General features: G+C 71.3%; 10 protein-coding genes and 2 pseudogenes. 4 read left to right on the top strand and 8 right to left on the bottom strand.

Translation table 11 applies throughout. The annotated features are described in order from the left end of the window. The 5 genes and pseudogenes from ACTWQE_RS17755 to ACTWQE_RS17735 all read right to left on the bottom strand — a co-directional run. A pseudogene (locus ACTWQE_RS17755) lies at positions 1 to 1,934 on the bottom strand (hypothetical protein); the annotation flags it as partial. A 100-nt stretch (positions 1,935 to 2,034) separates the two neighbouring features. Beyond that, positions 2,035 to 2,364, bottom strand: a complete 330-nt coding sequence (locus ACTWQE_RS17750) for a hypothetical protein (protein WP_443329929.1) — start codon at positions 2,362 to 2,364, stop codon at positions 2,035 to 2,037. Between the two features lie 158 nt (positions 2,365 to 2,522). Then, positions 2,523 to 3,410 carry a hypothetical protein gene (locus ACTWQE_RS17745; RefSeq protein ID WP_443329928.1) on the bottom strand — a complete coding sequence of 296 codons (888 nt, stop codon included), beginning with the start codon at positions 3,408 to 3,410 and terminating at the stop codon, positions 2,523 to 2,525. A gap of 65 nt (positions 3,411 to 3,475) precedes the next feature. Then, the gene (locus tag ACTWQE_RS17740) at positions 3,476 to 4,636 is read right to left on the bottom strand and encodes a hypothetical protein (protein WP_443329927.1); all 1,161 of its coding nucleotides are present in this window, start codon (positions 4,634 to 4,636) and stop codon (positions 3,476 to 3,478) included. Then, positions 4,633 to 6,978 carry a hypothetical protein gene (locus tag ACTWQE_RS17735; RefSeq protein WP_443329926.1) on the bottom strand — a complete coding sequence of 782 codons (2,346 nt, stop codon included), beginning with the start codon at positions 6,976 to 6,978 and terminating at the stop codon, positions 4,633 to 4,635. The genes ACTWQE_RS17740 and ACTWQE_RS17735 overlap by 4 nt, the downstream gene beginning before the upstream one ends. Before the next feature lie 597 nt (positions 6,979 to 7,575). On the opposite strand from ACTWQE_RS17735, the gene ACTWQE_RS17730 reads away from it, so the two are divergent. Next, the gene (locus ACTWQE_RS17730) at positions 7,576 to 8,280 is read left to right on the top strand and encodes a hypothetical protein (protein WP_443329925.1); all 705 of its coding nucleotides are present in this window, start codon (positions 7,576 to 7,578) and stop codon (positions 8,278 to 8,280) included. A gap of 272 nt (positions 8,281 to 8,552) precedes the next feature. Here ACTWQE_RS17730 and ACTWQE_RS17725 read toward each other — a convergent pair whose 3' ends face one another. Both ACTWQE_RS17725 and ACTWQE_RS17720 read right to left on the bottom strand, forming a co-directional pair. Next, the gene (locus ACTWQE_RS17725; protein ID WP_443329924.1) at positions 8,553 to 9,056 is read right to left on the bottom strand and encodes a hypothetical protein; all 504 of its coding nucleotides are present in this window, start codon (positions 9,054 to 9,056) and stop codon (positions 8,553 to 8,555) included. Continuing rightward, entirely contained in the window at positions 9,053 to 10,186 is a 1,134-nt protein-coding gene (locus ACTWQE_RS17720; protein ID WP_443329923.1) for a NucA/NucB deoxyribonuclease domain-containing protein, read from the bottom strand. The genes ACTWQE_RS17725 and ACTWQE_RS17720 overlap by 4 nt, the downstream gene beginning before the upstream one ends. 203 nt (positions 10,187 to 10,389) lie before the next feature. On the opposite strand from ACTWQE_RS17720, the pseudogene ACTWQE_RS17715 reads away from it, so the two are divergent. After that, positions 10,390 to 10,684: pseudogene (locus ACTWQE_RS17715) on the top strand (alpha/beta hydrolase); the annotation flags it as partial. Positions 10,685 to 10,709: 25 nt separating this feature from the next. Here the strand turns inward: ACTWQE_RS17715 and thrS are convergent. After that, entirely contained in the window at positions 10,710 to 11,939 is a 1,230-nt protein-coding gene (gene thrS, locus ACTWQE_RS17710) for a threonine--tRNA ligase (RefSeq protein ID WP_443329922.1), read from the bottom strand. 247 nt (positions 11,940 to 12,186) lie between these two features. Between thrS and ACTWQE_RS17705 the strand changes: the two genes are divergently transcribed. Continuing rightward, the gene (locus ACTWQE_RS17705) at positions 12,187 to 12,540 is read left to right on the top strand and encodes a putative quinol monooxygenase (RefSeq protein ID WP_443329921.1); all 354 of its coding nucleotides are present in this window, start codon (positions 12,187 to 12,189) and stop codon (positions 12,538 to 12,540) included. A 93-nt stretch (positions 12,541 to 12,633) separates the two neighbouring features. After that, complete coding sequence (locus ACTWQE_RS17700) at positions 12,634 to 13,437, top strand: intradiol ring-cleavage dioxygenase (RefSeq protein ID WP_443329920.1); 804 nt, start codon at positions 12,634 to 12,636, stop codon at positions 13,435 to 13,437. Positions 13,438 to 13,555: the final 118 nt, after the last annotated feature.

Here is a 13,555-nt window from a genome sequence, read left to right as displayed (position 1 = left end):
TCCACGAGCAGTTCGGCAGCGGTCGCACCGTCGAGCCGCACCAGCAGCCCCTCAGTGGTGCCCGCCGCCGAACCGACGCCCGGCAGCGCCGCGACCTTGTCCACCGCGGCGTCGGAGGGCGCGCCCCGCTCGTCGAGAGCACGGGCCTCGGCCTTCGCCTCCTCGATGCGGCGCAGCTCCACGAGGGCGGAACAGCGTCCGAAACCGTCGCCGCGCCGTGTCGCCTCGTCCAGGGCCCGGGCCGCGCCGTCGTCGGCATCCGCTTCCAGACCGGCGTTCCGGGCGCGCCGGGAGCGGTAGAGGGCCTCCCACACCGGTAGTGCGGCCAGGTCCGCGGCCAGCATGTCGAGGACCGCCTCGACGGGTCCGGGACCGGTCGGCAGACGCGATCCGAGGGTGCGCGCCCGCTCGAGCCGGGACCGTGACGCGGCGACCAGTTCCGGGTCCACCAGGCCGAGGGCATGGTGGTGGAAGAACTGCGCCGCCTCGATGACACCCAGGACATCCGTGGATCCGGGCGCCGCTCCCTCCGCCGTCCGCCCCTGGATGCGTTCGGCGTGCGCGGACATCCGTAGGTCGGTGAGGACGAGGGCGGCCTGCCGGTGGTGCGCCCTGCGGTACATGTCCGCCCAGGCCGCCGCCGGATCCTGCCCGTACGTGGCCGGGCCCTCCGCCGCCAGCCGGTCCGCGAGCAGGAGAGCGCGGCGGCACTTGACGATCTCGCCCTGCTCGCCCCAGGAGGCCGCCCGGTCCATGACGATGTCCGCCAGCCCCCGCAGCCATGAGCCGCTTCCGACGGTGGAGCCCCACCTCCGTACGGCCTCGGCGTCCTGAGGCTCCGTCTCCGCTCCGGCCTCGATCAGGTCGAGCCCGCGGTGGACCCGCACCAGCGCGGCACACGCCCCGTCAACCGACGCGAAGGCCAGGCGGAGAGCGCTTTCGAGGGCGGTGCGGCAGTCCTCCGGGCGGCCTTCCAACCGGGCCGTGTGCGCGAGCCGCAGCAGGGCCGCGGCCTGCCCCCGTCGCGCGCCCGCCGCTCGGTACGCCGCCTCGGCCCGCTCGTAGTGCGCGGCCGCCGCCGCGGGATCCTGCGGCCCGCCGCGTACCGTGGCCGCCTGCTCCGCCGCGCCCGGGACGCCGAGCTCCCGGTCTCCGGCGAGCAGGGCCGAGAAGCCTTGGGTGGCACGGTCGTCGGGTGCGGCGAGCGGCGCCTCCCGCAGCAGGGCATCCGCCCGGCTGTGGTCCCCGGCGCGGGCGCGCAGGTCCGCCGCGAGAAGAAGGTGGTACGCCGTGGGCGTGTCGCGGCCGGCCGCGGCGGTGTCGTCGTACAGCACGTCGAACCACTCCAGCGGCAGTTGGACGCCTTCACCGAGATCCTGCTCGGCCCAGGCGCCGCTCGCTCCGTACCGGGCCGCGGCCGACAGCGCCGCGCCGGCGCTCGCGGCGTGGCCGAGGGTCGTGCGCGCGGAGAGGAATTCAGGCAGGACCCGGCCGGCGAGGTGGGCGCACAGCCGCAGTCCGGGATCCCGGATCGCTGCGACGGCGGTGCCCAGCCCGGCACCGGCCGCGGCCACGTCCAGTGCGGCACGCGGGGGCAGATGCGCGGCGGTGGAGCCGGGGCGCCAGTGGTGCTCCATGGCGACAGCGGCGGCCCGCAGCGCCCTGGCCAGTGTCGCGCACGCGTCCGGGGACCGCGGTGTCGGGCCGGTCGGTACCGGTGCCCCGTCCAGAATGCGGAGGGCCCGTTTGGGCTCGCCCGCCGCGAGGGCCGCCGCCGTCGCGAGCCAGGTGTGCGGCAGTTCGTCCTCCGCGTCGGCGGGGTCCCGGGCGCCGCGCTCGTACGAGCCCGCTGCCACGGGGTCGTATCCCCGCCGCTCGATCATGAGCAGGCCGATGAGCCGCTCCACGCCGTCCCTCGCGACCCATGCCGCCATGGCTCTTCCCTCCCCGCACACTTGACCCGGCCCGCCGCCCGCGTGTCCGCTTCCCCGATGGCCGCTGTCCCGGTGACGGCTTCCCTTGCGACCCCTTGGCTCAGGGGGAGCGGTCCCCGCCCCGGTCGTCACCGGGTGCGTGCCCCTCCTGCGCCGACAGGGCGTCTTCCGCCACGTCGATCACAAAGAAGCCCATCAGGTTCTTTCGCTCGGCGACGATCCGGACGCGGCCGCCCTCCAGGTGTGTCACGGACGCGACCGTCAGCTGTTCGTGACCGGCGTCGGCCGGTTTCCACTCGGCTTTGACGATGCGGTGACCGGGAATGGGGCCGAACCATCCTCCTTCGGAGTCCTGGGAGAAAAGGGCGGCAGCCACCTTGAGGAGCGACCGTGCCAGGTCCTGCGCCGCATCCTGCGCGTGTTCCAGCACCCAGCCGACGAGGTCCTGACTCCCGTCCGCTGCCGGTCGCAGCGCGCCGGCCGGTTCGTCCGGACCGCCCGATGTCCGCCACGCGGCAGTGAGGGATATCCGGATCCCGTCGTGCCGCTCGAGGACGATCTCGCCCCCGTATCCGTTCCCCCGGCCCTCTACGGAGTGCTGGTGTGACGATGTGTCAGGTACCAGATCACAAGCCCGGCCAGCACCACTCCGGCCGGAAGCGCGAACAGCAGGACCGTCCGGCGCCGCGGCCGGCCGACGCTGATGCGCGACGTCCGGCCCGCCCGTTTTCCCGGCGGCCGCCGACGGGCCACCTCGCCGAGCGGGACCGGGAGTCCGCGCCGCGGGGCCTCGGGGGCCAGGACCGCGAGAGCCTCCCCCGGCTCCACGGAGGGAGCCTCCTCCGCGCCCTGGACCAGGTTCAGCACCAGAGCACGGCCGTCCGACCCGAGCAGCAGCGCACGTACATGGGCGGTGAAGGCGGTGACCGCCTCGGCCCTTCGCGGGCTGTCGAACCATGACTTCCGGCCGTCGGGCTCCAGTGCCTTGGCGCCGTCCGGCCGTGGCTCCACCGACCGCAGCAGGGCGGTCACCCGGTCCTGGACCCGGTCGCCGGCTTCCCGGTCACGGCGCAGCCGCAGCTCGACGACCTCGTCGTCGGAGGGGAACTGTTCGTCGAGCAGCCGGCCGAGCTCGGTGAGTCCGGCTCCGTCGGTGTACTGCTCCAGCCACCGCTGGACCAATCCGACGACCCGGTCGGTCACATCGTCGTCGGGCGCCCCCGGAGCGTTTCCCCCGCATTTCCCCTCCAGCGCCAGCGAGAACCGGATGGGCGTGCCCACCTCGTCCCGCCGCTGGGAGGGGATACCGCTGAGATAGGTCTGCCACTTCCCGCCGGAGGCCCGCATCAGCAGACTCGGGTAGTTGGGGTCGGTGTGGTCACGGTAATCCAGCCACCACATCGGGTCGGGGACCGCTCCCAGGAAGCGGTAGTCCGCCTTCCGCGGACGGCCCCTGGACATCACATATCCGCGCACTGCCGTTTCCTTCCCATGCCGCTTCCCGCCTCCGGCGGCCGGAGATCCGCCGCCGTCCCGCGCGTTCACAGAATCCTGCTCCGTCCGCTCGGGGAGCGCTTGGCCAGCAGCTCCACGGTCTCGTGCAGCTGCTCCGCCTGCTCGCGCAGATGTGCCGCCTGTTCCCACTCGCCCTGTTCCTCCAGGCGATTGGCGTTGATGCTGCCGTTGGCCCAGTTGCGGATGTGCCGGAAGAACCCCCGCTTGAGTTCCTTGCCTTCCTCGGCGGCTCGCTGCGCCGCGTCCGCGTGGCCGGTCGCCGTCTCGCTGACCACCTTGCGGCGCGCGTCGGCCAGCAGGGAACACACCGCGATGAGGATGTCCTCCGCGCCGAGGATGGAGATCCTTCCCTCGCCGCGTACGGCGAACGTCCCCTCCGGGCGCAGGACATGCGGTTCGTCGGGATCCGGCTTCCACTGCACCCTGACGAGCTCCACACAGCCGAGCGTGTCCACCGGGCAGTAGCGGATCTGGGCGTGCGAGGCGTTCAGCCGTACGAGTTCGATGACCCGGTCGTAGACCCGGAGCACACGCTCCCGGAGAAGCTGCGAATCGTCCCGGAAACCGCCGTTGTCGGCGAAGTAAGCCTCGCACTTCACCGGGGCGAGGACGACCAGAGCCGGCTCGTCGGTGAGCTCTCTGCGCTGAGTGGCCCAGAGTTCCACGATGTCCAGCACCGACAGGGTCTCCAGGACGGCGGGTACGGACTGCCACTGGCGGTCCCGCTCCGCTTCCATGAGCACCGTGGCGTCGATCGGGATGATCAGCACATTGCACTCGGTGAGGAAGTTGGAGCACTCCTGCCAGTTCTTGGCTTCCTGTTCGGTCAGTTCCTCCGGCTCCCGTATCCAGCCGCCGGGGAAGTCGAGCAGGGAGAACCTGATGCCGTCCTCCGCTCGCCCGGCCCGCATGCCGAGCTGGAAGTACACCGCTTCCTGAGTGCCCGGCATCGTCGTGGCGTCGAACTTCCGGGCGAGCAGCCCTCCGTCCAGCTCCTGACGCCGCAAACGCAGCCGTTGTCTGGTGGCCGCGTCGGCCGCCCTCAGCACCACCGGGGTTCCCCCCAGCAGCCGTTCGCCGTCCGTGAGCATCGAGACGACCAGTGATGTCTTGCCCACGCGGCTCGGCCCCAACATGCCGATCTTGAACACCGGAGTGTTCCCGGTGTCGGCGGTCATGCTTGTCATCCGGTCTCCCCCATCTCGTGCCCCGGGGCCGTTCCCCGTACTGCCCGTTCCACATCCCGGCAGGCGCGGGTCACCGCCGCGAACCGGGCGTGTTCGCTGCCCAGCCCCTGGTAACGGCCCGGCCACAGTTCATTGCGGTACGTCCGGGCCAGCCGCCGGTACTCCCGCTCCGCCGCCCCCGACCGGATGAGCGTGTCCTCGAACTGCTCCACCGCCGCGTAGAGCACCAGCGCCGGTACGACGGAGTCCCGCAGCAGCGCCGTACAGGTCCGGTAGGCCGCCTGCTCGGCACGCAGCGCGATGAAGTCGTACAACTCCTCCACACCGCCGGGGCTGACCTCCACCGCGATCTGTGACCGCATCTGCCCGGTGGCCGGGTCACGGACCTCCAGGTTCAGCCCGTTGAGCTCGGCGCGGATCCTCGGGTGCAGCTGGGTGCGGTAGTCCAGGCGGACGGACAGCAGTTCGCCGATGGCGGCGGAGAGCGCCGGGCACGGTTCGAAGCCGGCGTCGAGGAGGCCGCGCAGCCGCGTCAGCCAGGCGTTGCCGTCGACTGGTGGCGCCGGCCCGTCCGAAGCGCCGTCGTCGCTCACCAACAGACCGGTGTGCCGGGAGAGCGCCTGGGCGACGCCGTGGTGCAACTGGCGGACGCGCTGCTCGAAATACGCGTCGACGGAGGAGAACCGCCGGCCGATCTCCACGCGGATCCGATTGAGCTCCGCGGAGGCCACCGGGGCAGCGTTGCGATGGACACGCATGGCTTTGAGCTGCTCGGCGCACCACTGCTCGCGCAGCGAACCGGCGTCAGGAGCCGCTTCCGGCGCCCCGTTCCCGTACGCCGTGCCCAGCCCCCGGGCGATCCAGCCGCGCAGCTCCTCGTACGCGGTCTGTACGGCGGCCACGAAGTCCGTGTCCTCGTGTTCCGCGGCCGCCTCCGACCGCAGTCCCGCCACGATCTCCGCCAAGTCGGCGGCGATGTCCTCGCGCAGCGCCTTCGTCCGCGCTTCCAGGTCCTCTGCCGGCGCCGCGGTGTGGCCCCGCAGAGCCGCGAGCGCCGCCTCGAGGGTGGCGATCTCGGCGAGGACGGACCGCTCGACGGCCTCGGCGCGTTCGGTGAGACCGGCGATGATGTCGCCGTCCATCACCGGGAGGCGCTCGGCGAGGGCCGCGAGCAGGGGCGCCAGCAGGTGTTCGCCCACCGAGGCGGGGTCCGCCGCGTCCGCCTCCAGGACGGTGAAGTGACGGCCGGGCATACCGGCGTTGACCTCACTGGTCAGATGACCGTGCAGCGCGGCGGCCAGACTCTCCGGCTCGCCCTTGCCCCGGTTGACGACGATGAACACGAAGTCCCCCGTGCGGCGGACCAGTCCCCGGGCCTCGTCGAGCAGCGCCAGGGCCCGGGCGTCCGCGGCACCGAAGTAGGCCATGCCCTCGAGCGGGCGTTTGACCAGCAGCACCGCGTCGACATCATGCCGGAGTCCGGCGACGTGCTGCCGCTCGGCCTCCGCGGCGATCTCGCCCAGCCCCGGGAGGTCGGCGATGCCGAGCCGGCCGACACCGGCGTGCGGGAACGGGCACTCGATCCTGGCCTCACGCACGGCCAGGTAACGGCGGGCCGGGCGGCCGGAGTCCACGTCGGCCTGGGTGGGGTAGGCGACATAGGCGCGCAGTTGGTCGAGCGCGACCTCGCGCTCGCCGCCCACCAGGTCCTGCCGGAAGGACCACAGCCCCTGCTGTGCTGCCTTCACCCGTTGCAGCAGAGGCATACGGCTGTCCTCCACCTCCTCCGGATAGCGCCAGGAGGCGAACTCCTCGAGCGTCGCCGGCGCCGACGTGAGGCCGAGCTGGGCGTGGTAGGGGCGGACGGACTCGTCGAGGAAACTGCCCACCGTGTGCAGCCGTACCGTGGCGCGGGCGGGGCCGGGAGAGTGGTAGATGCGGCTGCGGACGGCGGTGACCGGGATCCCCGATCCGGAGGGGATCTGGTCGGCGGTCAGACCGGACAGCGACTGGAGCAAGGTGCTCTTGCCCACCCTGGCCTGCCCGCTCACCCCGAGATTGACGGTCGTACGGGAGAACCGGGCGGCCGCATGCCCCTGGAGGTCGAGGAGCTCGCTGATCCGCGCCTGCAGGGCGCGCAGACCGGCTCCCGTCAGCACCGCCTTCAGCTGCTCGGACGCGTCCGGGTGGTCGCGCAGCCGGGCGAGCTTGTCGCCCAACTCCTCGATACCGGCGCTCGTCGCCCGCCACCGGTGCCGTTCGGCGTCGATGACCCCGAGCAGCTTGCGGCGGCTTTCGAGCAGTGCGTCGACACGTTCCTCTGCGCTGGGTACGGAGGTCATACCGCTGTGGTCCCCCTACTGCCGTTCGACGTCCCGCCGTGTCGTGCGGCGGGGGAGCAGGGCCGCGCGGCGGCGTAGCAACCCCGTGTGTGATCCCCCGGCCCGTTGGCTGACCGGCTGACATCCGTTCCGGCCCCTGACGCCGTACGGACCACGGCCCGCGGATGCCCCACCGTTCCACCGGTGCACCACGGGGCCCGCCCCGGAATCCCCCTGCACGGCCGTCAGGCTAGTGAGAACGGGAAGCGGCGTTCCCCTCAGCTGATGGGATTCCCCCAGGTTGGAGCCAGGGCCGCATACATCAGCAGCCGCCGGGCTCCGAGGACGACAGCGGGCCGTTGTCCGCGTCCGGTCCGGTGGGACGTCGGCGCGGGTGAAAGGCCCGATGGCCCGGAGCGGGAGCGCCGCCCGGCCGAGGCCGCCACCGCACGTATGGCTGAGGCCCACCGGTCCCGCAGGTCGACGGACGATGGCACGGGGGCATGAGAACGGGCTGCTCTTCGCCACGACGCGACATGAAGGTGTCCGCCCCGGGGCAAGGCACAGACCCGAACGGGGGCTCCTTCTCCGTTCGTTCCGCGGACATCAGGGGGGCTCATGGGATCGGCCATCGGTGCGCATGTCGTGGTGGACGCCTTCGACAAACTCGGGGCGGACACCTCCATGGCACGGAGAGGAGTGTCCGAGTACTCCACCCTGGCCGGTTGGCGCGCCTCGCAGACCGCGCAGGTCGCCGCCGCCGGCGCCGCGGCGATGGCAGTACCCGGCGCGCATCTCCTCGCTCTCACGGCGGATGTGGGATTCCTGTTGCACAAGATGTCCATCTGCGCCTGGGGCATCGGATTCAAACTGGGCGCCACGGTCGACGGCAAGGACGACCTGGCCGTCATCCTCGGGCTGTGGTCGGGCGCACTGGAACCCGACGCACTGAGCGTGGGCTCGGCCGCCGCGGGAGCCGCGGCGGGCTGGATCGTCCTCAACGCCGCCTATCCGACGTATGGCACCGCTGTCATGGCCAAGGCGCTCGCTGCCGGGGCCGGTGCGGGGGCATCCGCGGTCGGCGCGAAGATCGCGGGAAAGAAGAGCGGGAAGCTGGCCGCGAAGCTGAGCAAGCCCTTCCTGCAGAAGATCGCACAGAAGGTCGCCGTGAAGTTCTCCGCGCTGCTCGGCTCGAAGGCCGCCACGGGCGCGGTACCGCTGCTCGGTGCTCTCGCGGGTGCCGGGCTCAACAGCTATTTCATCGCGAAGTTCGCCGATGCCGCCGAGAGTTACTACCGCGCGAAGATTCGCGCGGGCGGCTGAACGCCCGCCCCGGCACAGGGGGCGCACCCATCGTGGCCCGCGGCGGCGCTCTCCGGCACCCCCACCACCCCGCACGGGCCGGCCTTTTCCATCCCTCCGACCCCCGGCGCTTCCGCCGGGACAACGTCCCGCTTCGGCGGAATCGGCTTGCCGCGGTCGACCCGCCGCCCGACACCGGACGACCTTCCGATGCTGCGGCTGTCCGCCTCAGCGCCGCCAGGCAGAGCCGTGCCCTGACCGCCCGTCGCCCACGGACCGTCGCACTGTCCCGCTCACCCTGACGGCACGGCTGTGTGGACGGGCCACAGCTGTACCAGGAAGCGTTCTACGCCTCGGGGGATGGCTTCGGGGCCGGCTCCAGGGTCGGCTTCGGCGAGTCCGGCCACGTGCCGGCCGCCTGTCCGGTGTGCCCGCACCCGGTATGTTCCGGGCCGTCCCACGGGGAGAGGCGTGCTTTCCGGTTCACCTCCGGTGAGGCCGAAGATGCCTACCTCTCCGCTCCCCAGGCACAGCTGTGTTTCGGCTCTGTCGTCCCACTGCCCTGTGGGCTCGGGCGGAGCGTCCTCCCACGCTTCGACGCGGACAGCAGGCTCGTGGAGGATGTCCCCGGCGCCGCTTTCGAGGATGAGAATGTTGTCGGACGCGAGCAGCCAGGAAACGCCACCGGCGGCCCGGACCGAAGAGGCCGAGCCGCCGACGTGTACGTCTTCCACCACGATCTGAGCGTCCTCGGCCCACAGTTGAGCCTCGGTTGCACCGCGCGGCGATCGGGTCATGGGGCGATGTGGACGTAGAACTCGTCGTGCTGGCCGTAGAGGATACGGTCGCGGGCGTAGAAGTCCTTCAGCAGTCTCCCGCCCGCCTGGTTCTGCCCGGAGTCGACCCAGTCCACGGAGGAGTTCCCGGTCAGCTGCTCGCCGCCTGCCTTGTCGGCAAGGCCTTCCTGCGTGCTGGCCATGGGGTACTCGTCCAGGTCGTAGGACTTGTCGGTGGGCTTGGGCCGCAGATCGTTCGGCTTGCCGTACGGGGCTCGGCCGTGCTTGATCCTCTCGAGCTCCAACTTGTTCGCCTTCCACACTTCGCCCTGGTAGGGGACCCGGTGAAGCCCGGGGTCTCCCCACCTGCCGGTGTACTTGCCCGGGATCTTCTTCGGCGTCCCCCGGTTGGGGAAGGTCTCGGACGGGGCGTTCTGCGCCCGGGAGATGTGCTCGGTCAGCTCGGGAAGTTCGCTGCGCTTGTAGGTGAGGAAAGGGATGACATCGTCGTTGACGCATGCCCTGGCCGACCTGAAATAGGCGGCCGAGTCACAGCGGACGCGGTGCTGGAGCATGGCGAAATCGACACCCGGTTTGAGATTGTTCCTGCCGATATTGGCGAGGAAGTTCCACTTGTGCCGGAGCACATGATCGTCGCCCTCGCCCATGTCGGGTGATGTGAGGTCCCAGGACACCCATTCGGCTCCGCGCCACGTCGCCAGCCAGTTGTCCTTGGCGCTGTCGTCATCACCGGTGGTGGTGCAGTCGAACTCGCAGATGACCCTCATCTTGAGGTTGGTGAGTCCGGTGTACAAGCCGGTGGTTTCGTAGTCGTTGACGCGGAAGAACACCCGCACCCGGCGGTCGGTGGCGTCCGCGTAGGCGAGCGCGGTGAAGTGGACCGTGACGGTGCCGCGACTCGTTCGCATGACGCGCCCGATGTTCTGACACCACACGCCGCGGTTGAAGACCCGGCCCTCTTTGGTGCGGGCCTCCGCGTCGTTCTCGCACTGCGTGACGAAGCCCGGATCCGGCGCTGCCGGTACCGGGCCCCGCTCCGGCGCGGCCAGGGCCTGGGCCGGCGCGGCAGATGGCCGGGGCGTCGGCTGGTCGGCCGAGGCCGGTGCGGTGGTGGTCAGCGGTATCAGCAACGCCGCTGCTCCCGCTGCGAACCGTTTGCTCCATGTCGATATCAAGCGCACTGCACCCCGTGATATGTCGGATACATGACAAACGGCGCTCGGGGCGCTCCCCGAGATCGCCGGTGAGGAGTCTTTCAGCGCCTGCCGACTGTCCGGAACCGCCTCACGATACGAATGGCGACATCATTGATACGTCCCTGCCTATGAATGCCGTCCGGGCCTACACCGGAAGCGAAGCCCTGCGCTGCACCTTCGCGTACTACCGGGCCCTGCCCGTCGGTGCACGGCACATCCAGGAGGCTGTCGGCTCCGGCAGGCTCACGGCCCCCACGATGGCGGTGGGCGCCCACCCCCGTGGGGGCCGCACTCGAACGGCAGTTGCGGCCCGTCTCCGACGACCTTGTCTGGCACATGATCGAGGACTGCGGCCACATCATCCCCCTGGACCGCCCCGAAGCCCTGCTCGGCGTGCTGGAGAAGTCTCTCGCCGCCGACCCGCCGGAGTGAGCGCGTCATGTGCTCGTGCCGGTACCTACGAGCGGGCCGTGCGGTCCCACAGGCCGGTGCTGTGGGCGTCGATGAGAGCGCCGATACGGGCGAGGACGTCGCCGGCGGGCTGCGGGGCGAGGCGGCGTCCGTCACGCAGACGCAGGGCGACATGGTCGTCGGCGGCTTCCTCGGCACCGATGACCAATTGGTAGGGCACGAGGCGGGCCTCCCTGATGCGGGCGCCCAGGCTGCCGTGTTCCGGCCCGGCGACCTCGGCCCGCAGCCCGAGGCCGGTGCATCGCTGCGCGAGTGCCGCGGCGGTCGGCACCTGGGCCTCGGAGACGGGGAGGGCCACCAGCTGGGTGGGGGCGAGCCAGGCGGGGAAGGCGCCGCCGTGCTGTTCGATGAGGTGGGCGACGGCTCGCTCCACGCTGCCGATGATGCTGCGGTGGATCATGACCGGCCGGTGCTTCGCGCCGTCCGCACCGATGTAGTTCAGGTCGAACTGTTCGGGCTGGTGGAAGTCGACCTGGACGGTGGACAGCGTGGACTCCCGGCCGGCGCTGTCGGTGACCTGGACGTCGATCTTCGGGCCGTAGAAGGCGGCCTCGCCCGCGGCCGCCTCGTAGGGCAGGCCGGACCGGTCGAGGACCCCGGTCAGCAGTGCGGTGGACCGCCGCCACAGCTCCGGGGCGGCAACGTACTTCCCGCTCGGCCCCGGGAGGGAAAGCCGGTAGCGGGCCGGGCTGATGCCGAGTGCCTCGTACGCCCGGCGGACCATCTCCAGGGCGGCCTGTGCCTCATCGGCGACCTGCCCCAGGGTGCAGAAGATGTGCGCGTCGTTCAGCTGGACGGCCCGGACCCGGGTCAGTCCGCCGAGCACGCCCGAGAGTTCGGAGCGATACATGCCTCCCAGCTCGGCCATGCGCAGGGGCAGCTCGCGGTAGCTGTGGGAGCGGGCACGGTAGATCACCGCGTGGTGCGGACACAGGCTCGGTCGCAGAACGACCTGCTCTCCGCAGAGGTTCATCGGGGGGAACATGTCGTCGCTGTAGTGCGACCAGTGCCCCGAGATCTCGTACAGCTCCCGCTTGCCGAGCACCGGCGAGTACACGTGCCGGTAGCCCGCCCGCCGCTCCTGGTCGCGGATGTACTCCTCCAGGGTGTGCCGCACGGCCGCGCCGTCCGGCAGCCAGTACGGCAGCCCCGCTCCGATCAGCGGGTCGGTGTCGAACAGGCCCAGCTCACGGCCGAGCTTCCGGTGGTCATGCATGGCGGTCTCCTCGCAGGCATCGGGCGAGTGACTGCCCCGGCCGGTGGCCGGGGGACCCCATGGCGAAGCCCCGGGGCCACTCGCCCCGGGGCTTCGGACTACGACATCTGTCAGCGCGCCGGGACACTCTCCGGCGTCGTCGTCATGGCAGCGCGCTTCATACTGGTGACGCTAGCAGAGGCGCAGCGGCGTCCGCGCGGTCATTCTTCGGTGGCCGCTGGGCCAACTGTTCTGCTGGGATGGAGGGATGAGCATCTTCGTACGCGCGCGGTTCGATGTCCGTGACCATCGCCAGGCGGACTTCGAGGAGGTGGCACTCGCCCTGCGGGAGCAGGCGCGCGAGGAGCCCGGGACGCTCAACTACCGCTGGTTTTCGGCCGGTGTGCGCGGCTATGTGGTGCTGGAGGAGTACGCCGACTCGGCAGCGGCCGTGGCCCACAACGAACGTGCGGCGGAACTCCTGGCGCGTGTGGGGGAGTGCGCGGAGATGGTCTCCGCCGAGCTCTACGGCCCCATCGGGCCCGAGCTGCGTGCATGGGCCCGGTCGCGTCCCCGGGTGGCCACGTTTCCGGACTTCCCTGATCGCGGCGCCGACGGCTGAGACCCGATCCCCCGACCCTCATCGAGCGGCGCCGCTATGTTTGTGACCAAAAGAGTTCTTGTCATGGCCACGGCGTAAACCTACGGTCGGGCCATGGCTGATACCCCCCGCACTCCTGACGAGCCGGCACCCGGCCGCACCGGTGCGTCCCGCCGCACGGTCCTCACCACACTCGGCGGAACCGCGCTCTCACTGGCCGCCGCGGGACTGGCGGCCCCCAGCGCGCTCGGGAAGACGCAGGACGACCGCCGGGCGCCGGCCCCGACCGGCTCCCCCCGGCTGTCCGCGGCCTGCGTGCTGACCCCGGAACAGACGGAAGGGCCCTTTTACCTGGACCTGGAGACAGTCCGCAGGAACATCACCGAGGGCAAGGCCGGTGTGCCGCTCACCCTGCGGACCACGGTGATCGACACCAGGACGTGCTCACCGCTGCCGAACACGGCCGTCGACATCTGGCAGTGCGACGCCCTCGGGGACTACTCCGGCTACGCGGAGGGCGGCTCGGATCCCGACACGACCTTCCTGCGCGGCATCCAGCTCACCGACTCCAGCGGTGTCGCCGAGTTCACCACCGTCTACCCCGGCTGGTACGTGGGCAGGGCCCTGCACATCCACGTCAAGACCCACCAGGGCGGCACCGTCTCCAACGGGGAGTACCACGGCGGGCATGTGTCCCACACGGGGCAGCTGTACTTCCCCGAGAACTACAACAGCCAGGTCGCCGCCCTCGACCCGTACCGGAGCAACACCGCGCGCCGCACGCTCAACTCCCAGGACGCGATCTACCGGAACGGCGGATCCGCCACCCTGCTCACCGTCACCCGGGTCGGTGGCAACACCAGCCAGGGAGTGATCGGCACCGTTGTGCTGGGCATCGACCCCACCGCGACGCCCTGACGGACACGGGCTGACCGGCCCAGCTGACGGAACGTCAGGAAGTGCCTGGCGACCCCACCGGCCAGGGCCCCGGCTCCCGGGGCCCTGACCCGGCCGCCCGAGGGGGCGGCCGAAGGAC

Origin of the sequence: Streptomyces sp. 8N706, assembly GCF_052245415.1 — a bacterium.
Lineage (GTDB): Bacteria > Actinomycetota > Actinomycetes > Streptomycetales > Streptomycetaceae > Streptomyces.
The sequence above is the reverse complement of the archived record's forward strand: the minus strand, read 5'-3'. Positions and strand labels throughout refer to the sequence as shown.

Coding starts and splice junctions, on each gene's coding strand:
- ACTWQE_RS17740 (WP_443329927.1), bottom strand. CDS start 4,636: ATGACAAGCATGACCGCCGACACCGGGAACACTCCGGTGTTCAAGATC.
- ACTWQE_RS17735 (WP_443329926.1), bottom strand. CDS start 6,978: ATGACCTCCGTACCCAGCGCAGAGGAACGTGTCGACGCACTGCTCGAA.
- ACTWQE_RS17730 (WP_443329925.1), top strand. CDS start 7,576: ATGGGATCGGCCATCGGTGCGCATGTCGTGGTGGACGCCTTCGACAAA.
- ACTWQE_RS17725 (WP_443329924.1), bottom strand. CDS start 9,056: ATGACCCGATCGCCGCGCGGTGCAACCGAGGCTCAACTGTGGGCCGAG.
- thrS (WP_443329922.1), bottom strand. CDS start 11,939: ATGCATGACCACCGGAAGCTCGGCCGTGAGCTGGGCCTGTTCGACACC.
- ACTWQE_RS17705 (WP_443329921.1), top strand. CDS start 12,187: ATGAGCATCTTCGTACGCGCGCGGTTCGATGTCCGTGACCATCGCCAG.
- ACTWQE_RS17700 (WP_443329920.1), top strand. CDS start 12,634: ATGGCTGATACCCCCCGCACTCCTGACGAGCCGGCACCCGGCCGCACC.